This window comes from Micromonospora sagamiensis (assembly GCF_014680085.1).
In the GTDB taxonomy this organism is placed as follows: domain Bacteria; phylum Actinomycetota; class Actinomycetes; order Mycobacteriales; family Micromonosporaceae; genus Micromonospora; species Micromonospora inyonensis.
This window is the reverse complement of record NZ_AP023438.1, coordinates 407598-427325: the sequence shown is the minus strand read 5'-3', so window position 1 is coordinate 427325 and position 19728 is coordinate 407598. Positions and strand designations below refer to the sequence as shown.

General features: G+C 71.6%; 13 protein-coding genes and 1 pseudogene. 9 read left to right on the top strand and 5 right to left on the bottom strand.

The genetic code is table 11. The annotated features are described in order from the left end of the window. Positions 1-233 precede the first annotated feature (233 nt). Positions 234-749 carry an NADAR family protein gene (locus tag IGA62_RS01590; protein ID WP_232624850.1) on the top strand — a complete coding sequence of 172 codons (516 nt, stop codon included), beginning with the start codon at positions 234-236 and terminating at the stop codon, positions 747-749. 140 nt (positions 750-889) lie between these two features. After that, positions 890-2227, top strand: a complete 1338-nt coding sequence (locus IGA62_RS01585; protein ID WP_232624849.1) for a hypothetical protein — start codon at positions 890-892, stop codon at positions 2225-2227. Positions 2228-2488: 261 nt separating this feature from the next. Here the strand turns inward: IGA62_RS01585 and IGA62_RS01580 are convergent, their stop codons facing one another. The 4 genes from IGA62_RS01580 to IGA62_RS01565 form a co-directional block, all read right to left on the bottom strand. Continuing rightward, complete coding sequence (locus IGA62_RS01580) at positions 2489-2917, bottom strand: hypothetical protein (protein ID WP_145816876.1); 429 nt, start codon at positions 2915-2917, stop codon at positions 2489-2491. Positions 2918-3761: 844 nt separating this feature from the next. Next, positions 3762-4790 carry an ABC transporter ATP-binding protein gene (locus IGA62_RS01575; protein ID WP_145816878.1) on the bottom strand — a complete coding sequence of 343 codons (1029 nt, stop codon included), beginning with the start codon at positions 4788-4790 and terminating at the stop codon, positions 3762-3764. Then, positions 4787-6307, bottom strand: coding sequence for an ABC transporter permease (locus IGA62_RS01570; protein ID WP_145816880.1), 1521 nt, complete (start codon positions 6305-6307; stop codon positions 4787-4789). Before IGA62_RS01570 ends, IGA62_RS01575 begins: the two co-directional genes overlap by 4 nt. A 59-nt stretch (positions 6308-6366) precedes the next feature. Then, positions 6367-7413, bottom strand: coding sequence for an iron ABC transporter substrate-binding protein (locus tag IGA62_RS01565; protein WP_145816882.1), 1047 nt, complete (start codon positions 7411-7413; stop codon positions 6367-6369). Positions 7414-7522: 109 nt separating this feature from the next. Here IGA62_RS01565 and IGA62_RS01560 point away from each other — a divergent pair, with 109 nt between their 5' ends. After that, positions 7523-10126 (top strand): AMP-binding protein, encoded by a 2604-nt coding sequence (locus tag IGA62_RS01560; protein WP_145816884.1) that lies wholly within the window; start codon positions 7523-7525, stop codon positions 10124-10126. 408 nt (positions 10127-10534) lie between these two features. On the opposite strand, the gene IGA62_RS01555 is transcribed toward IGA62_RS01560, so the two are convergent. Then, complete coding sequence (locus IGA62_RS01555) at positions 10535-11125, bottom strand: dCMP deaminase (protein ID WP_232624848.1); 591 nt, start codon at positions 11123-11125, stop codon at positions 10535-10537. A gap of 399 nt (positions 11126-11524) precedes the next feature. Between IGA62_RS01555 and kdpF the strand changes: the two genes are divergently transcribed. From kdpF to IGA62_RS01525, 6 genes and pseudogenes are all read left to right on the top strand, one after another. Next, a complete protein-coding gene (gene kdpF, locus IGA62_RS01550; RefSeq protein WP_088643699.1) occupies positions 11525-11614 on the top strand; it encodes a K(+)-transporting ATPase subunit F in 90 nt (29 codons plus the stop codon). Further along, positions 11614-13269 carry a potassium-transporting ATPase subunit KdpA gene (gene kdpA / locus IGA62_RS01545; RefSeq protein WP_145816886.1) on the top strand — a complete coding sequence of 552 codons (1656 nt, stop codon included), beginning with the start codon at positions 11614-11616 and terminating at the stop codon, positions 13267-13269. The genes kdpF and kdpA overlap by 1 nt, the downstream gene beginning before the upstream one ends. A 5-nt stretch (positions 13270-13274) precedes the next feature. After that, on the top strand, positions 13275-15482 hold the full coding sequence (gene kdpB / locus IGA62_RS01540; RefSeq protein ID WP_377465057.1) for a potassium-transporting ATPase subunit KdpB: 2208 nt from the start codon (positions 13275-13277) through the stop codon (positions 15480-15482). Position 15483: 1 nt separating this feature from the next. Next, complete coding sequence (locus IGA62_RS01535) at positions 15484-16365, top strand: potassium-transporting ATPase subunit C (RefSeq protein WP_145816888.1); 882 nt, start codon at positions 15484-15486, stop codon at positions 16363-16365. 134 nt (positions 16366-16499) lie between these two features. Further along, positions 16500-19052 carry a sensor histidine kinase gene (locus IGA62_RS01530; protein WP_145816890.1) on the top strand — a complete coding sequence of 851 codons (2553 nt, stop codon included), beginning with the start codon at positions 16500-16502 and terminating at the stop codon, positions 19050-19052. Continuing rightward, positions 19049-19463 (top strand): annotated as a pseudogene (locus IGA62_RS01525) (winged helix-turn-helix domain-containing protein). Before IGA62_RS01530 ends, IGA62_RS01525 begins: the two are co-directional and overlap by 4 nt. Positions 19464-19728: the final 265 nt, after the last annotated feature.

Sequence of the window (19728 nt, the reverse complement as noted above, 5' to 3'; positions counted from 1 at the left end):
GTTCGTCGTAGACGGCGTCGGTGTACTCCAACGTCGTCTAGGCCTTTTCGGGATCGAGGAGATCGCGGTCTTGACCTTGGCGTCCAAGCGCACGGTGACCAGACGTCCGCGGCTGGCTTGAGTGCCGCGGCCGGGGCGCAGTAGAACGACCTGCCGTACGGGGGAGCGGAACGCGGCAGATCCGGATGGTGGCCAGCGAACTCGGTTGCCGCTCTGTCGATGCCTGTGACACGGTGCAGATCCCCGACCCCCGCTCCGAGGCCCAGATGACGATCTACTTCTACGGTGCCGACGAGGTTCCGTACGGTTGCTTCTCCAACTTCTCCGGCCACGGCTTCGACCTCGACGGCCACTGGTGGACGACCTCCGAGCACTATTTCCAGGCCCAGAAGTTCCCCGGCAGCCGCCACGCCGAACTCATCCGGCGGACGGCGACCCCGTTGCGGGCCGCCGAGCTGGGCCGCGACCGGTCCCGGCCGCTGCGCCGCGACTGGGAACGGGTCAAAGACGACGTGATGCGCCGGGCCGTGACGGTCAAGTTCACCGCCCACGCCGACATCCGCGCCATCCTGTTGGATACCGGCGACGAGGAGATCGTCGAGGACACCAGCACTGACCACTACTGGGGACGCGGCCGGAGTGGCACCGGCAAGAACATGCTCGGACGGATCTTGATGCGCACCCGCACCCAGCTACGCGCCGACCTCACCCAGAACGCCAACACCCAGGGCCGCCGACAGCGGCGATAGCACTGAGCACAACCATCGCGAACGCGCTGTCCGCGGCATTGCCGGACTGCCGTGCGGTTCAGCGGGGACGAGGCCGTGGTTGAGTTGCCCGGTTCGTTGATGATGCAGGGGTGAATCTGCGCCGTCCAGTCAGCTCCCGCGTGATCGCGGCGGTTTTCGGGGTGCCGCTGGCGGGATTCCTCGGTCATCTGGTGATCCTGCAGTTCACTGTCCGCGCCTCGGTGTCCGGGCGGCTCTGCACCGGCGTGATCTCGCTGACCGCCCTGTTCATGGCGGCCAAATTTCTCTCGTACGCGTTGCAGCGGTTTCAGGTTGATGTCGACCGGGACGGCTGGAGGGTGCGGATCGGTCGGTACCGACGTGACCTGCGATGGGCCGAGATCTCAGCGGTAGTGATCGAGAACCGGGAGCGGGGTGGCCGCCGGATGGTTCCCGCGCTCTACCTGGTACCAGGCCCGGGCGTCAGCCTGGACGTTCCGAGTGACCTGCGGGCCACCGTGGACGGGCGACCAGCGGTGCGGCTGTTCGACCTGGACGAGCCGAAAATCGAGGAGAGGCAGTTCGTCCGCGACCTGGCGAGTCTGGCCGGTGACCGCCTCGAGGTTCGGGTCCACCGCCTCCACATGATGCTGCCGAGCGAGGACGCCCGGCAACGGCGCAACGGCGGGAAAGTCCTCCCCGCCTTCCCGCCTGGCGCGGAGGGCGTGCGGACGCAGCGCTGGTTGAACCGGCGGCGCTTTCTGCTCTTCGTCGGCTGGTACCTGTTCGCCGTCGTCCCCGCGCTGCTGCTCACCGGCTTCACGGCCCGGCTGCACGAGCTGCTCGGCGCCGCGGTCGCGGTACTGGGCCTGCTCGCGGTCGTCGCCGCGTACGCCCAGTTCGTCACGCTGTTCAGCGATGCCACCGACCTCGTCGACGCCGAGGTGGCGATCGCCGGCACGGAACTCGTTCGGGTGATCGGCGACCGCACTTACCGCGAAGACATGCACGGCGGCACAGTCGTGGTGCTGCCGCCGGGGGCGAAACGCGGCTACGGCAGGGCGTGGCTGCTCGGGGTCCCGTACGTCGTGGCGCTACTCGGCGATCCGCGGACTGGACGGCTTCGCGACCACGACGACCTGCGCGCCCTGTCGGCAGTGCTGCGCGAGTCGCCACATGAGACCGATCGGGCCGCTGCCCGGGACATCGACAGCCTCGCCCTGCAGTCCCAGGTCGGCGACTCGACGGAGCCAGACGGCGCCGACAACGCCCGCCTGTGGGTTTCGCTGACCAAAGCCGGCCGCATCCTGGCCTGGGCCGTCGTCGTGGGTTCCGTCCTGCTGACCGGAGGCTGGATGTTGGAGAGCACCCACTACCTGGGCGACGCGGTCCTCCTGATCTGTGGTGTGCCTCTGGCCGCCATGTGGGCGCTATACACGCTGTACCGGATACTCGAGCTGCTCGGCGCCGCGTGGGACGCGGTCCGGAAGAACCACTGACCAGCTACAAACGCCCCACCGCCGCAGTACCTCGGCGGGGAGGAGTGTCTCTTTTGTAGTCATGATCACGCTGGCGGGCGTTGTCCCCGCAACCGCCCGCCAGCTCGCCACGCCAGGGCGGCAGCCAGCGACGCGGCCACCCGGCGCTGCGCCCTATCAGCGGCAGAAGAGTGCGTTCCCGGCGAACCGAGTTCAGGCGTGAACGGCCGGAATCCGTCCGTCACGAAGCGCAAGGGGAGGCTCTGCAGGTGGTGTGTTCGCTCAGCTGAGCCGAGCAGCGGCGGTGGCGCGTACCTCGGGAGTTTCCATCGGGTCGTCGCGGAGATAGCTCAGCTGTTTGCGGGTCGAATCGTCGAGTGGGACGTGTTCGGCCGCGAACTGTCGTACGTCGCTCTCGCAGTCCCACAAGCCCTCGGTGAGCAGCGAATCCGTGTTACCTGGGTCGAGTGCTGTAACGGCGCGCAGGTACGCGGCCCGCTCGAAGGTGTGTGGGCTGAACCAGGCGCGGCGGAGCCGGGGTACCGCCGTTTGCGCGGCCGGTCCGCCAATACGGGCGATGCCCTCGGCGAGGTCATCGTATCCACAGCGGTCTTCGGTCCTGCGGTCCAGCCAGTCCCAGCCGGCGAGCAGTGCCGGAAGGTCGGAGTCGCCGCCGTGCTTGGCCATCACCAAGCAGGCGGTCCACATCATCGGATGGATCGGGGGTGCGGCCCAGGCTCGCCGATCGAGCCTCTATGACGGTGACCGGGCGGGACGCAAAGGGGGAGTTTCCCGCCCGGCCACGAGGGTCACGCACACCCGTAGTCCTCGCGGCGGGCGGTGTCGGGGAGCGGTACCACCTAGCCGGAGGGCGTGATCCTCACCTGACCGGCGTCGTCCATCCGTCCACTGTTGCATCGCCAACCTGCTGTTCTGTCGCGCTCACCGCGAGGTAGGCGGGAACTGCTTTCGAGGGCCTCGTGGTCGAGTGCCCGGCCCGAACGTCGGTGGGTTCCGATCCAAGACCAGGTGACGCCGCTATCGTCACTGCGGCCAGTTCGGCCGAGGGCTGGTCCCCGCGCTGCCGCCAGCGACGTCCGGGCTCGTCATCGAGGCGACCGGCCGACGTTCCGTCCCATGACCCGGCCCCGTCGGCAGTAGCCGAGCGGGGGCGGGTTGTTGTGCTGGCTGTTTACGGCAGTGTCCAAGGTTGGCGGGCCAGGGCCAGCCGTACACGCGCGACGCTCCCGCCTCTTTGAGCAGCCGGGCGGTGGCGTCCAAGGAGTGACCATTGGTGAAGACATCGTCGCCCTTCCGCCGAAGTGGCTGGATTGGGCTGGTTCCGCGCGGGAGGCACTTCCGGCATGGCGGGGAGCTGGACAGAGCCGTGGCCGCGTCCGGGTTGGCAACGGAAGCTAGCCCGCCAGTGGTGGGCGAGTCACCGCAGCGTGCTCCGGTGCCATTCGTGCTCGGCGCGATCGGTTCCCTGTGGCCGGCGATGTCGCTGGGTCGGCTCCAAGGAGTCCGTTCGGGCGGGTGGGGCAGGGCGGGTTCGCTATCTGGCGTACGCGCGGACCTGTCCCCGGACCGTGACCGCGACCTCGGTGCCGGTGGGCAGACCGGTGCCCTCGTCGAGGGTCCGCGCGGTCAGCATGGTGCCGTCGTCGAGGCGCAGCGTGGTGAGCGCGTCGTGCCCGTGGAAGTCCTGCCGCACCACTGTGGCCGGGGCGCCACCGGACGGGGCGATCCGGATCTGCTCCGGGCGGACGAGGACGGTCGCCGGGCCCCCGGCCGCGGGCCCGCGCAGCGGCAGTCGGCCCAGCGGGGTGACGGCCACGTCGTCGTCGACCGTGGCCGGGAGCAGCACGGCGTCGCCCACGAAACGGCCGACCCACGGGTCGGCCGGGTCTCGGTAGACCTCGGCGGGCGTCCCGCACTGCACGATCACCCCGGCGTCCATGACCGCGACCGTGTCCGCCATCGACAGCGCCTCGCCCTGGTCGTGGGTGACCAGCACGGCGGTGGCGCCGTCGGCGTGCAGCGCCTGCCGGACGTCGACCCGCAGTTCGGCGCGCAGCTTCGCGTCCAGGGCGCTGAACGGCTCGTCGAGCAGCACCAGCGGCGGCCGGGGCGCCAGCGCGCGGGCCACCGCGACCCGCTGCTGCTGGCCGCCGGAGAGCTGGTGCGGCATCCGCGTGCCGTACCCGGCGAGGCCGACCAGGTCGAGCACCTCCTCGACCCGACCGGAACGGCGGGCCGCCCGGTCCAGCCCGTAGCCGACGTTGTCGGCGACGGACAGGTGCGGGAACAGCGCGCCCTCCTGCGGGACGACGGCGACGCGGCGGCGATGCGGCGGGACATGCACCCCGTTTCCGGTGAGCGCCCGGCCGGCGACGGTGACGGTGCCGCGGTCGGCCCGCTCGAAGCCGGCGACGCAGCGCAGCAGGGTGGTCTTGCCGCAGCCGGACGGGCCGAGCACCGCCAGCAGCGTGCCACGGCGGACGTCGAGGTCGACGCCGGCGAGGGCGGGCACCGTCCCGTACGACTTGGCCAGGCCGGCCACCGTCAGCATGCTCTCGGTCATCGGGTGCCTCCGGGGTCGGTGAGTCCGGTGCGGGCCGCGAGCAGCCAGGTGGGCACGGCGGCGAGCGCGACGAGGATGGCCGCGTACGGGGCCGCGGCGGCGTACGCGGCGGTGGAGGTGTGGGTCCACAGCTCGGTGGCCAGGGTGTCCATCCCGGTGGGCCGCAGCAGCAGGGTGGCCGGGAGCTCCTTCATACAGGTGAGGAACGTCAGTGCCGCCCCGGCGCCGATGCCGGGCAGGGCCAGGGGCAGGGTGACGGTGCGGAACACCGCGAACGGTCCCCGGCCGAGTGACCGGGCGGCCTCCTCCACGGCGGGCGGGCTCTGCGCGACGGCGGACGCGACCGCGCCGACGGCGAGGGGCAGGAACAGCGTCGCGTACGCCAGCGCCAGCAGCCACCGGCTCTGGTAGAGCGGGTACGCCACGTTGACGGCGAAGAAGACCAGGGACAGGCCGATCACCACGCCGGGCAGGGCGTGCGCGACGTAGGTGAGCCGTTCCAGCAGGGTGGTCACCGGGCCGGGGGCGCGGGCGGCGAGCAGCCCCAGCGGCAGGGCCAGCAACATGGTGAACGCCGCTCCGGCGAGCGACACGGACAGCGATCCGCCGGCGGCCGCCGCGATCTCGGCGAGCGAGCCGGGGCGGGACACTCCGGCGGCGAGCCAGCGGGCCAGCCCGACAGCCGGGACGCCGAGAGCCAGCGCCTCGACCGCGAGCAGGGCGGCCACGGCCGGCCACCGCCACCGGCCCAGCACGAGCCGCACGGGTGGCCGGACGGCGGTGCTGGCGTACCGGGCGTCGCGGGTACGGGTGGTCAGCTCGGCGCCGATCAGCAGCACCGTGAGGACCACCAGGACGGTGGAGAGCACGAGCGCGCCGGTACGGTCGAAGCCGAGGTTGAACGCGGTGAAGATGGCCCGGGTGAAGGTGTCGACCTGGACGAGGGAGACCGCACCGAAGTCGGAGAGCACGTACAGGGCGACCAGCAGCGCGCCCGCGGCGACGGCCGGACGGATCTGGCGCAGGGTCACCCCGAACAGGGTCGCCCAGGGGCCGCGACCCAGCGACCGGGACACCTCCTCCTGCCCCGGGTCGGCGCGGGTGAGCGCGGCGACGGCCGGTAGGAAGACGTACGGGTAGGAGCAGACGGTGAGCAGCAGCGCCGCCGCCCAGAAGCCGGCGAACCCGTCCACGGTGGCGATCCAGGCGAACCCGGCGACGTACGTCGGCACGGCCAGCGGCAGCGCCGCGACGACGCCGAACGCGCGGCGACCGGGCAGGTCGGTGCGGGCGACGAGGAACGCGGCCCCGACGCCAAGGACCGTGCAGGCGACGGTGACCACGGCGGCCAGCGCCAGACTGCGACCGGCGAGCACGGCGAGCCGTTCCGTGAGCAGCTCGGCCGTGATCCGGTCCCAGCCCGCCTCGCCGGCGCGTACGCCCAGGTAGACCAGGGGGAGCAGGGCGACCGCGACGGCGGCGGCCGACGCGGCGGTCAGGCCGGGCCGGGGCAGCACGCGGAGCGGTGACCGTCGGGCCTGGGTGGCTGCCCGACGGTCACCGGTGAGGGCCCCGCTCAGGCCAGCCCCGTTTCCTTGATCATGGTGACCGTGGCGTCGAGCGTGTCGAGGTCGTTCAGATCGATCTTCGGCGCCTCGAGCGTGGTCAGCTCCGGCAGGCCGGGTGCGGCCGGGACGCCGGCGGCCAGCGGGTACTCGAACGTCTGGGTCGCGAAGTGGGTCTGCGCCTCGGTGCCGAGCAGGTAGTCGACCAGGGCGCGGGCGTCCGGGTCGGAGCCGGCCCGCTTGAGCAGGCCGATGCCGGCGGCGTTGACCAGCCCGCCGGTGTCCCCGTTCGGGAAGAAGTGCAGCTGCGCCTTGAGCGTCTTCGGGGTGCCGCCGCGCTCCTTGGCCAGCTCGAAGACGTAGTAGTGGTTGACCAGGCCCGCCGCGAGCTTGCCCGCGTCGATGTCGGCGACGATTTGCACGTTGTTCTCGCGGATCTGCGGCTCGTTGGCCTTGAGCCCGGTCAGGAACTCCTTCGCCTTGGCGTCGCCGTGCTGCACCCGCAGGGCGGTGACGAACGCCTGGAACGAGCCGTTGGTGGGGGCCACCCCGATCTTGCCCTTCCACCGGGGATCGGTCAGCTCGAACACCGAGGTGGGCAGCTGGTCCTGGGGCACCTGGTCGGCGTTGTAGGCGAGCACCCGGGACCGGCCGCTGACGCCGACCCACTGCCCGCCCGCGGCACGGTACGCCGCCGGCACCCGGTCCAGCACCTCCTGCGGCAGGGTGGCGAACTGGCCGGCCTTGGTGACGGCGCCGAGCGCGCCGGCGTCCTGCGCGAAGAAGACGTCGGCCGGGCTACGGTCGCCCTCCTCCAGCAGCTGGGCCGCCATCTGCGCCGTGGTGCCGTACCGGACGTCCACGTCGATCCCGGACGACTTCTCGAACTTCTCCAGCACCGGCTTGACCAGGGTCTCGCTGCGCCCGCTGTAGATGGTCAGCCGCTTGTCGCCCGGCTTGCCCGGGTCGCTCTCGTCGCCGCCGCCGCACGCGGTCAGCGAGAGAACGCCGGCCAGGGTGGCGGTCAGGATGACACTCAGACGCTTTTGCACAGGCAAGGCTTACCTTAGCTAGAGACTTTGGCGCAAGTCCTTCTCGTGCGGCCGACGGGTGACGTGACCGACCTGACCTTTCGATGTGAGGTGAGCCTGCCCTAACCTGTGCGCCATGCGCGTGCTCCCTGCGGTCGAGCCGGTGCCGTTCGCCGGCGCCCTGGCTCGCCACGGCGACCGTCCCGCCGTGATCACCGCGGACGGCCGGCTCAGCTACCGGGACCTGGCCGCCCGGGTCGACGAACTGGCCGCCCGCCTCGGCCCGCATCGGCGGCTGGTCCTGCTCGCCGGCGCGAACCGCCTCGACGAGCTGGTCGCGTACCTCGCCGCCCTCGCGGGCGGACACCCGCTGCTGCTGGCCCCCGGCGACAACGCCGCGGCGACCGAGGCACTGATCCGGTCGTACGACCCGGACGTCGTGCTGCGCCGCGCCGGCGGGTCGATGGTGCTCGACGAGCGCCGTCCCGGGAGCCGGCACGAGCTGCATCCCGAGCTGGCTCTGCTGCTGAGCACCTCCGGCTCGACCGGCTCGCCGAAGCTGGTCCGACTGTCCCGGACGAACCTTCAGGCCAACGCCGAGGCCATCGCCGGTTACCTGGGCATCCGCGACACCGACCGGGCGGCCACCACACTGCCGCTGCACTACTGCTACGGGCTGTCGGTGGTCAACAGCCACCTGCTGCGGGGGGCCGCGCTGGTGCTGACCGACCTGTCGGTCGCCGACGGCGGGTTCTGGGAGCTGTTCCGGGCGGCCCGGGGTACCGCCCTGGCCGGCGTGCCGTACACGTTCGAACTGCTGGACCGGGTGGGCTTCACCGAGATGCGCCTGCCCCACCTGCGCTACGTCACGCAGGCCGGCGGGCGGCTCGACCCCGAGCGGGTGACCCGGTACGCGGCGCTCGGCCGCCGGCGCGGCTGGGACCTGTACGTCATGTACGGCCAGACGGAGGCGACCGCCCGGATGGCGTACCTGCCACCGCATCTGGCCGTCACCCGCCCCGAGGCGATCGGCGTTCCGGTGCCCGGCGGCTCGTTCCGGCTGCATCCGCTGCCCGACCGGCCCGAGCCGGACACCGGGGAGCTCGTCTACACCGGACCGAACGTGATGCTCGGCTACGCGGAGGACCCCGCCGACCTGGCCCTCGGCCGTACCGTCGACGAGCTGCGCACCGGCGACGTGGCCCGCCGCGCCCCGGACGGCCTGTGGGAGATCGTGGGACGCGTCGGCGGGTTCGCCAAGGTCTTCGGGCTGCGTGTCGACCTGGCGCGGGTGGAGGAGCGGCTGCGCGCGGCCGGCGTGTCGGCGTACTGCGCGGGCACCGACCGGGAACTGGTCGTGGGGGCCGAGGCCCCGGCCGAGCCGGATCAGGTCCGGCGGCTCGCCGCCGTGGCGGCCGGACTGCCAGCGAGGGCGGTGCGGGTACACGTGCTGGCCGAACTGCCCCGGCTCGGCAACGGCAAGCCCGACCGGCTCGCCCTGCTCGGGCTCCCCGCCGAACCGCCCGCCGCGGCCGGGCCCGACCTGTGCCGGCTGTACGAGCGGGTGCTCGACGTCGCCGACGTCACCCCGGAGGACAGCTTCGTCTCCCTCGGCGGCGACTCCCTGTCGTACGTGGAGATGTCCGTCCGGCTGGAGGAGGCCCTGGGTGGGCTGCCCGCCGACTGGCACACCACTCCGATCCGGGACCTGCGCCGGCCGACGCCGGACGCGCCGCGCCGCCGCGCCGCCACGCTGGAGACGAGCGTGGCACTGCGGGCGGTGGCCATCGTCGTGATCGTCGGCTCGCACATCCCGCTGTTCACCGTCAAGGGTGGCGCACACCTGCTGCTCGCGGTCGCCGGGTTCAACTTCGCCCGGTTCCAGTTGGCCGACGCGCCCCGCCGGGACCGGCTACGCGCCGCCGGGCGCGGGATCGGCCGGGTGGTGCTGCCTTCGGCGCTCTGGATCGCCGCGGCCGGCGCGGTCACCGGCGACTACACGGTCACCAACGTCCTGCTGCTCAAGAGCGTCCTCGGACCGCACGACGGGGCTACCCAGTGGCACTTCTGGTTCGTCGAGGCGCTGGTGTACGTCCTGCTTGCCACGGCCGCGCTGCTGGCCGTGCCCGCGGTGGACCGGCTGGAGCGGCGCCTGCCGTTCGCGCTGCCGCTCGCCCTCGCCGCGTTCGGCCTGGTCACCCGGTACGACCTGCTGGGGCTGGCCGGGCGCGGCCACGTTCCGTCCGCCGTCGTGGTGTTCTGGCTGTTCGCCCTCGGCTGGGCCGCCGCCCGTGCCGGCACCACCGGACGGCGCGCCGTGGTCACCGCGGCCGCCCTGCTCACGGTGCCCGGGTTCTTCGGGCAGCCGGCGCGGGAGGCGCTGGTCGTGGCCGGGTTCGCGCTGCTGGTCTGGGTGCCGCGGCTGCCGAGCCGGCGGGCCGTCAACCGGGCGGCGGCGCTGCTGGCCGGCAGTTCCCTCTACATCTACCTCACCCACTGGCAGGTGATGCCGCTGGTCGCCCCCTGGTCGCGGTGGGCGGCGCTGGTCGCGTCCCTGGCCATCGGGATCGGCTGCGCGGCGCTCGCCCGGGTGGCGGCCCGACGGCTGCCGGCGGCCGTACGCCGCGCCAAGGCGCACGCCGCCCCGCAGGCCGCGCAGGCGGTCCCGCGCACCAGGCGCGGATTGCAGCGATCCCGAGCCCGCCGCGCGAACGATCGAGGCGCTGAAGCTGCGGCTTGACGTGAGAGAACCCAGGTTGAGCCCTCACTTCATGTCGCTTCTGGGCGCTTGTTACCCGCTCCGTGCTGTTACCGCACGGCTGCAGCCCGAAGGTGTGCCAGATCCGCGACACCGTCGACTGGGGCACCCCCGGTCGCCCCGCCATCGACCGGCTCGATCAGTGCGTGGGTTTAGCGGCGGTCTCCATTGCGTCCTCTGATCTGGTGTCTCGTCGGGGTTGGGCTACCCGCCAGCACCCAGTGGTTTGCACGACGGGCAGGCGGTCGTCGTTAGGCACCAGCGCATCTGTCCGGGCGGACGGCGACGCCGGTCTGCGCGTCGTGGTCCGCGCCGCGAACGGCAGGCAGCGCGCAGGCAAACTCGTTGGGAGCGCGAGACTCGCGTAGGGGGGTCCGTCGGCGCTCGGGGCTACCCGCCGATGCCGGGGAGGTGCGCGTTGATCGCTCTGACCTGGTCGGCGAGTTCGGGTATCTCGATGACCTCTGCGCCTGCCGTTTGTAGGAGTTCGATGCCGTGGCAGGTGACGAAGAGGGGTGGCTCGCGGAGGGCGAGGACGACTCGGGTGATCCCGGCGGCGATGATCAGCTCTGCGCAGGGGCGTGGACGGGACTTCCGGACGCTGCACGGTTCGAGTGATGTGTAGATCGTCGAGCCGGAGAGGTCGACGCTGGTGTCGGCGAGTTTGGCGAGGGCGGATTCCTCGGCGTGGACGTGGGGGTCGGTCTCCCGGGAGAAGCCTCGGCTGACCTCGTGTCCATGGCATGGCACCGACGGCGTACGCGGGAGGCGCGTGGTGACTGTCGATCCGGATCCGTGGGCCTCGGCGGGCCGTCCGCCGACACCGGCCGGCGTCAGTGTCGCGGTCGCCTGGGCGAGGACTGGACGCACCTGTGCACCGTCCGCCGCCCCGATGCCACGGCCACGGTGCCGGAGCCGTCGCAGCCGCCATGGCCCGCCCGCGGCTGGGGTGATCTGCCCGACCAGTACGGTCGTCGCCACGCGGACGAGCGGATCAGCGCGGGTTCGTTCCGCGGCTCGTCGGCGCTGCTGTCGGGCCTGCCGCCGATCCTGCCCTCCCGGGGTGCCCGGGGCGATGGTTCGCTGCGGCCCACCGCCGGCCGTGTCGGCCTTCTCGTCCCGCACCGCCGGTGACCCGTCTCACCTGATCAGCGCCCGGCGTCAAAAGCGCGTCAAGAAACCGCCGGACGGCGTCATGGTTGCGTCAACGACCCTGGCCAGCGCTGCCTGAGGCGCTTTGATTGCCCGGCGCGGCCTGATGGCGGTCGTGACGAACTCATTCCGGTAAGGGGAGTCAGCCGTGTCTGACGTGGTGTTCGTGGTGTTGACGGTGGCGCTGTTCGTAGCGCTCGCCCTATTGGTGCGGGCGGTGGAGAAGCTGTGAACGCTGTCAACGCCGTGGGCCTGGTGCTGGCGATCGGCCTGGGAGTCTTCCTGGTCGTCGCACTGCTGTTTCCGGAGCGGTTCTGATGACCATGACAACAGCGGGCGTCATCTTCGTCCTGTCCCTGGTGGCGGCGCTGGTCGCCGTTCACAAACCGTTCGGTGACTACATGTTCCGCGTGGTCTCCGGTGAGCGGCAGTCCCGCGTAGAGCGGGGGATCTACCGGCTGGTCGGGGTGAACCCGGCGGCGGAGCAGTCCTGGGGGGTGTACGCCCGTAGCGTGCTGGCGTTCTCCGCCGTGTCGGTGCTGTTCCTGTACGCGTTCCAGCGGGTGCAGGACAGGTTGTGGCTGTCGCTGGGCTTCGACCCGGTGGTGCCGCACGGTGCGTGGAACACGGCGGTGTCGTTCGTGACCAACACGAACTGGCAGTGGTACTCGGGCGAGTCGACCATGGGTCACCTGGTGCAAATGTCCGGGCTGGCGGTGCAGAACTTCGTTTCCGCCGCCGTCGGCATCGCCGTGGCGGTCGCGCTCGTGCGCGGCTTTGCCCGCAGCCGGACCGGCGAGCTGGGCAACTTCTGGGTCGACCTGACCCGCATCTTGCTGCGTATCCTGCTGCCGATCGCGGTGCTCGGCGCGATCGCGCTGATGATCGGTGGAGCGGTGCAGAACCTTTCGGCCGGCACCGACATCACCACCTTGACCGGCGGCACGCAGAGGATCACCGGCGGGCCGGTGGCCAGCCAGGAGGTCATCAAGGAGTTGGGCACGAACGGTGGTGGCTTCTACAACGCCAACAGCGCCCACCCGTTCGAGAACCCGACGGCCTGGACGAACTGGCTGGAGATCTTCCTGATCCTGCTGATCCCGTTCAGCCTGCCCCGGGTCTTCGGCCGCATGGTGGGGCAGAACCGGCAGGGCTACGCGATCGCCGCCGTCATGGCGATCCTCGCGCTGGCCAGCATCACCCTGACCAACGTGTTCGAGTTGACCGGCAACGGCACCGTCCCCCAGGCCGTCGGCGCAGCCCTTGAAGGTAAGGAGGTCCGGTTCGACGTCTCCAACTCGGCCACCTTCGCCGCTGCCACCACGCTCACCTCGACCGGCGCGGTGAACTCGTTCCACGACTCGTACACGTCGCTCGGCGGGATGATGGCGTTGGTCAACATGATGCTCGGCGAGGTAGCCCCAGGAGGCGTCGGCGCCGGGCTCTACGGCCTGCTGATCCTCGCGGTGATCACCGTGTTCGTCGCCGGCCTGATGGTCGGCCGGACCCCGGAGTATCTGGGCAAGAAGATTGGCTCGCGGGAGATCAAGTTCGCCTCGCTGTACTTTCTGATCACTCCGGCCCTGGTGCTGACGGGCACGGCGGCCGCGTTCGCCACGGGCAACAACTCGACGGCGCTGAACGTCGGTCCGCACGGCCTGTCCGAGGTGCTCTACGCGTTCACCTCGGCGAGCAACAACAACGGTTCCGCGTTCGCCGGTATCACGGTCAACACCCCGTGGTGGGACACCGCCCTGGGGTTGTGCATGCTGCTGGGCCGGTTCCTGCCGATCATCTTCGTGCTCGCCCTGGCCGGCTCACTGGCCCGCCAACAACCGACCCCAGCGTCGGAGGGCACCCTGCCGACCCACCGGCCGCTGTTCGTCGGGATGGTCGTCGGCGTCACGGTGATCCTCGTCGCGCTGACCTTCCTGCCCGCCCTTGCCCTCGGCCCCCTAGCAGAGGGGCTGTGACCAGCATGAGAGAGAAGGACATGACCACCTCCACGCCGGCGCCGCATGGCACCGCCGACGAGGCGACCGCCGGCACGCCGGCCACCCAGGGCAATCGGGTCGGCGGTGGCCTGCTCGATCCGGGACAGTTGATCAGATCCATGCCCGACGCCCTGCGCAAGCTCGACCCGCGCACCCTGTGGCGCAACCCGATCATGTTGATCGTCGAGATCGGGGCGCTCTACACCACCGTGCTCGCGGTCACCGACGCGTCGGTGTTCGCCTGGGCGATCACCGCCTGGCTCTGGCTCACCGTGCTCTTCGCCAACCTCGCCGAGGCGGTGGCCGAGGGGCGCGGCAAGGCCCAGGCCGCGACCCTGCGCCAGGCCAAGAAGGACACCATCGCCACCCGATTGGTGGGCTGGACGCCCGGTGCGGCAGCCACCCGGTACCGGGACGAGGCCGTCCCGGCACCCGAGCTGCGCCAGGGTGACGTCGTCCTGGTCGAGGCCGGCGACATCGTCCCCGGCGACGGCGACGTCGTCGAGGGCATCGCCAGCGTCGACGAGTCCGCCATCACCGGCGAGTCCGCACCAGTGATCCGCGAGTCCGGCGGCGACCGCAGCGCGGTCACCGGCGGCACCCGGGTGCTCTCCGACCGGATCGTCGTGAAGATCACCCAGAAGCCGGGGGAGAGTTTCATCGACCGGATGATCGCCCTCGTGGAGGGGGCGAACCGGCAGAAGACCCCGAACGAGATCGCACTGAACATCCTGCTCGCCGCGCTCACCATCATCTTCCTGCTGGCCGTGGTCACCCTCCAGCCCTTCGCCATCTTCTCCAAGAGTTACCAGGCCGCCGCACCCGACACCGGGGCGATCACCGACGGCGGGGTGACCGGGATCGTGCTGGTGTCGCTGCTGGTCTGCCTGATCCCCACCACCATCGGGGCGCTGCTGTCGGCGATCGGCATCGCCGGCATGGACCGCCTCGTCCAGCGCAACGTGCTGGCCATGAGCGGCAGGGCCGTCGAAGCGGCCGGTGACGTCAACACCCTGCTGCTGGACAAGACCGGCACCATCACGCTGGGCAACCGGCAGGCCGCCGAGTTCCTGCCGGTCGAGGGCGTGCCGACGGAGACCGTCGCCGACGCCGCCCAGCTCTCCAGCCTCGCCGACGAGACCCCGGAGGGCCGATCGGTCGTGGTGCTGGCCAAGAACCAGTTCGGCCTGCGGGAACGCGAGCCGGGCCTGATCCCGCACGCCACATTCGTGCCGTTCACCGCGCAGACCCGGATGAGCGGCGTCGACCTCGGCGCCGAGAGCCTCGACGCCGGTGCGCGCCGCATCCGCAAGGGGGCCGCCGCCCCGGTGACGAAGTGGGTACGCGACAACGGCGGCCACCCCACCGAGCAGGTCGGTCAGATCGTGGACGAGATCAGCGGCATCGGCGGCACCCCCCTCGTGGTGGCCGAGCAGGTCGACGGCGAGCCAGCCCGCGCGCTCGGCGTGATCCACCTCAAGGACGTGGTCAAGGCCGGCATGCGGGAGCGGTTCGACGAGATGCGCCGGATGGGCATCCGCACAGTGATGATCACCGGTGACAACCCGCGTACCGCGAAGGCGATCGCCGACGAGGCCGGCGTGGACGACTTCCTCGCCGAGGCCACCCCGGAGGACAAGCTCGCCCTGATCCGCAAGGAGCAGGAGGGCGGCCGGCTGGTCGCGATGACCGGCGACGGCACCAACGACGCCCCCGCGCTCGCCCAGGCCGACGTCGGCGTGGCGATGAACACCGGTACGTCGGCCGCGAAGGAGGCCGGCAACATGGTCGACCTGGACTCCGATCCGACCAAGCTGATCGAGATCGTGGAGATCGGCAAGCAACTGCTGATCACCCGGGGCGCGCTGACCACCTTCAGCATCGCCAACGACATGGCCAAGTACTTCGCGATCATCCCGGCGATGTTCGCCGGCATCTACCCCTCACTGGACACGCTGAACATCATGCGGCTGTCCAGCCCTGAGTCGGCCATCCTCTCGGCGGTGATCTTCAACGCCCTGGTGATCGTCGCGTTGATTCCGCTGGCCCTGCGCGGCGTGCGGTACCGGCCCGCGGCGGCGTCGAAGCTGCTCAGCCGCAACCTGCTCGTCTACGGCCTGGGCGGCATCATCGTGCCGTTCGTCGGCATCAAGCTCATCGACCTGCTCATCCAGTTCGTTCCGGGGATCTGACATGCGACTTCCAGGTTGGCTCACCCAACACCTCGCCGCGCTGCGCGCGCTGCTCGTCTTTACCGTGCTGCTCGGTCTGGCCTACCCGCTCGCCCTGGTCGCCATCGGGCAGTTGCCCGGCCTGTCCGGCAGATCCGACGGCTCCCTGCTCACCGTCGGCGGCAAGACCGTCGGCAGCACGTTGATCGGCCAGTCCTTCACCGACGCGGACGGCAACCCCGTCCCGCGCTACTTCCAGTCCCGCCCGTCGGCTGCCGGCGACGGCTACGATCCCACCGCCACCGCCGCCAGCAACCTCGGCCCGGAGAGCGTCGTCGACACCCTCTCCACCGACCCGGAGAAAGCCTCCGAGAGCCTGCTCACGGCGGTCTGCGCCCGCAGCAGGGCCGTCGGCGAGCTGAACGGCGTGGACGGGCGTCGGCCGTACTGCACCACCGACGGGGTCGGCGCGGTGCTGGCCGTGTTCCGCGCGGACGGGCTGACCGGCCCGGTCACCCGGGTGGTCAGCGTCAACCAGGTCGCCCCGGCCGCCCCGTTCGTCACCTCCTGGCAGGGTGTGCCGGTCGAGCTGGCCAGGCCGGACGAGGACTACGTCGCCGCCGGTGGGCTGATCGTCCCGGTCCGTGGCGACGCCCCGGCCGAGCCGGCGGTACCGGCCGACGCGGTCACCGCCAGCGGCAGCGGCCTGGACCCGCACATCAGCCCCGCGTACGCCGAGATCCAGGTGGCCCGGGTGGCGCGCGAACGCGGCGCGGACCCGGCGGCGGTCCGTCGGCTGGTCGAGGAGCACACGACTGGCCGGGCGCTCGGCTTCATGGGGGAACCGGCCGTCAACGTCCTAGAGCTCAACCTCGCCCTCGATGAGCGGTTCCCCGCCCGCTGACGCGTCACCTCGGGCAGGGCCGTCCTGGACCTGCCCTGCCCGAACCGCCGTTGACCGCGCCGGTCGGCTCCGCTGGATCGGGCGATGCCCGACACGGCTCACGAGCGGCCCCCGCACCAGAGAGGATCCTCGGTATGCCACGAGGAGAACTTCGCATCTATCTGGGAGCCGCTCCCGGCGTCGGCAAGACGTACGCGATGCTGGAGGAGGCCCAGCGTCGCACGGAACGTGGCACCGACGTGGTGATCGGCTTCGTCGAGACCCACGGCCGCAAGCACACCGCCGCCATGATCGGCGACCTGGAGCAGGTGCCTCGCCGGTCGATGACCTACCGGGGCGTCGACTTCACCGAGATGGATCTCGACGCGCTGCTGGCCCGTCGGCCCGAGGTGGCGGTGGTCGACGAACTGGCCCACACCAACGTCCCCGGCTCCCGGCACGAGAAGCGCTGGCAGGACGTGCAGGAGCTGATCGACGCCGGCATCAGCGTGCTGACCACGGTCAACGTCCAGCACCTGGAGTCGATCAACGACGTCGTCGCGCAGATCACCGGCACCACCCAGCGCGAGACCGTGCCGGACCAGGTGGTCCGCGCGGCCGAGCAGGTCGAGCTGGTGGACATGACCCCGGAGGCGCTGCGCCGCCGGATGGCGCACGGCAACATCTACCGTCCGGACAAGATCGACGCGGCGCTCGGCAACTATTTCCGGGTCGGCAACCTTACGGCCCTGCGTGAGCTGGCTCTGCTCTGGTTGGCAGACAAGGTCGACGACCAGCTCGACGCGTACCGGGCCCAGCAGGGGATCTCTGACACCTGGGAGGCCCGGGAACGGGTGGTGGTCGCGCTGACCGGTGGGCCGGAGGGCGAGACGCTGGTCCGACGGGCCGCCCGGATCGCCGCCCGCAGCAAAGGCGCCGACCTGCTCGCTGTGCACGTCGCCCGCAGCGACGGGCTCGCCGGGGCGGACCCCGCCCAGCTCGCCCGGCAGCGGGTGCTGGTGGAGAGCCTCGGAGGGACGTACCACCAGGTGCTCGGCACCGACGTCCCGGCGGCGCTGCTCGATTTCGCCCGAGGGGTCAACGCCACCCAGCTCGTCCTCGGTGCCAGCCGGCGGGGACGCCTCGCCCAGGTGTTCTCCCGGGGTGTCGGGGTCACCACCACGGCGCTCTCCGGGGCGATCGACGTACACCTGGTCACCCACACCGAAGCGGGGCGCGGCCGACGGACGGCCGGGGTCCCCGCGGCGCTGTCCCGTCGACGACGGCTGCTGGGGTTCGCGCTGGCCGGGCTGGGCATGCCGCTGCTCACCCTGCTGCTGTGGGCGCTGCCGGATCTCACCCTCACCAACGACATCCTGCTGTTCCTCGCCGGTGTCGTGGGCGTGGCGCTGGTCGGCGGCCTGTGGCCGGCGCTGGTGGCCGCACTCGGCGGCTCCCTGCTGCTGAACTGGTTCTTCACCCCGCCCTACAACACCCTGACCATCGCCGAGGCGGACAACCTCCTGGCCCTCGGGGTCTTCGTCGGCGTCGCTCTCGCGGTCAGCTGGGTGGTCGACGTGGCCGCCCGCCGGACCCGGGAGGCCGCGCGGGCGTCCGCCGACGCGCAGACGCTCGCCACTGTGGCCGGCGGGGTGCTGCGCGGGCAACGCCCGCTGCCCGCGCTGCTGGACCGGCTCCGGGAAACCTTCGGGCTGCGCGCGGTCAGCGTCCTGGAGCTGACTGCCGAGGCCGAGGGACGTCCCGGCCGGGCACGCGAGGCGGGCGCCTGGCGGATCGTGGCCAGCGTGGGGGAGGCCCCGGCCACGAGCCCCGGTGCGGGGGAGACGGCGGTACCGGTCGACGAGCGGCTGACCGTCGTGCTCTCCGGCCGCCGGCTGGAGGCCGCCGACCGCCGGGTCGTCGAGGCGTTCGCCGCCCAAGCCGCCGTGGCCCTGCGGCAGGAACGCCTCGCCGAGGAAGCGGCCACCGCCCGACCCCTCGCCGAGGCCGACCGGATGCGCGCGGCGCTGCTCGCCGCGGTCAGCCACGACCTGCGTACGCCGCTCGCCTCGGCGAAGGCCGCGGTGAGCAGCCTGCGCAGCCAAGACGTCGCGTTCGACGCCGAGGACTCCGACGAACTGCTGGCCACCGCCGACGAGTCGCTGGACCGGCTCGGTCGGCTGGTGGAGAACCTGCTCGACATGAGCCGGCTACAGGCCGGCGTACTGGGCGTCCGCGCCACCGCGATAGGGCTGGAGGACGCCGTACCCCGGGCGCTGGACGAACTCGGACCGTCGGCGGCCGACGTGACGACCGACATCCCCGCCGACCTGCCGGCCGCGCTGGCAGACCCGGGACTGCTGGAACGGGTGCTGGTCAACATCGTCGCCAACGCGCTGCGGCACAGCCCACCCGGCCGGCCGCCCGCCATCACCGCGAGCACCCACGCCGGCCAGGTCGAGCTGCGGGTCATCGATACCGGCCCCGGCATCCCCGAGGACCAGTGGGAGCACGTGTTCCTACCATTCCAGCGGCTCGGCGACCGGGACAACCAGACCGGCGTCGGACTCGGCCTCGCGCTGTCCCGGGGGCTGGCCGAGGCGATGGATGGCAGCATCACCCCCGAGACCACCCCCGGCGGCGGACTGACCATGGTGCTGCGGCTCCCCGCCGCCGCGCAGACGAGGTCGGAAGAGGTACCAGAATGACCCGAATCCTCGTTGTCGACGACGAACCGCAGATCCTGCGCGCCCTGCGGATCAACCTGCGGGCCCGCAGCTACGACGTCGAGGTCGCCGAGACCGGCACGGCCGCACTGAAGGTCGCCGTTGCCCACCCGCCGGACCTGGTGGTGCTAGACCTCGGGCTGCCCGACCTCGACGGGGTCGAGGTGATCCGGGGCCTGCGTGGGTGGAATGCTCGAAAAGCTGCTGCGCCACCCCGGCAAGCTGATCAGCCAACGCCAGCTGCTGCACGACGTGTGGGGCCCGGGATACCAGCACGAGACCAACTACCTGCGTCAGTACATGGCCCAGCTGCGGCGCAAGCTCGAGGACGACCCCGCCCGCCCTCGGCACCTCATCACCGAACCGGGCATGGGCTACCGCTACCGGCCCTGACGTCCTCACCCACGGCGTCGTCGGCGGCCCTGCCTGGCGGCGGGCCAGCTTCACCGCCGTCCGCAGCACGTCAGCTCGGCTGAGGACCGGTCGCCGGCGCCACATCCGCCACGGCACCGGCTGGCCGGTCATGTCCGTGCCGTGACACGCGCCGTCGTGCCGGATCCCGGTAAGGCACCGGCAGGCAGTCGAGAGCCTGGAGGATGACGTGCACGGCACCACCTCCGCCCCACCACGCCGCCGAAGGTCGGCCACCGCCCGGGTT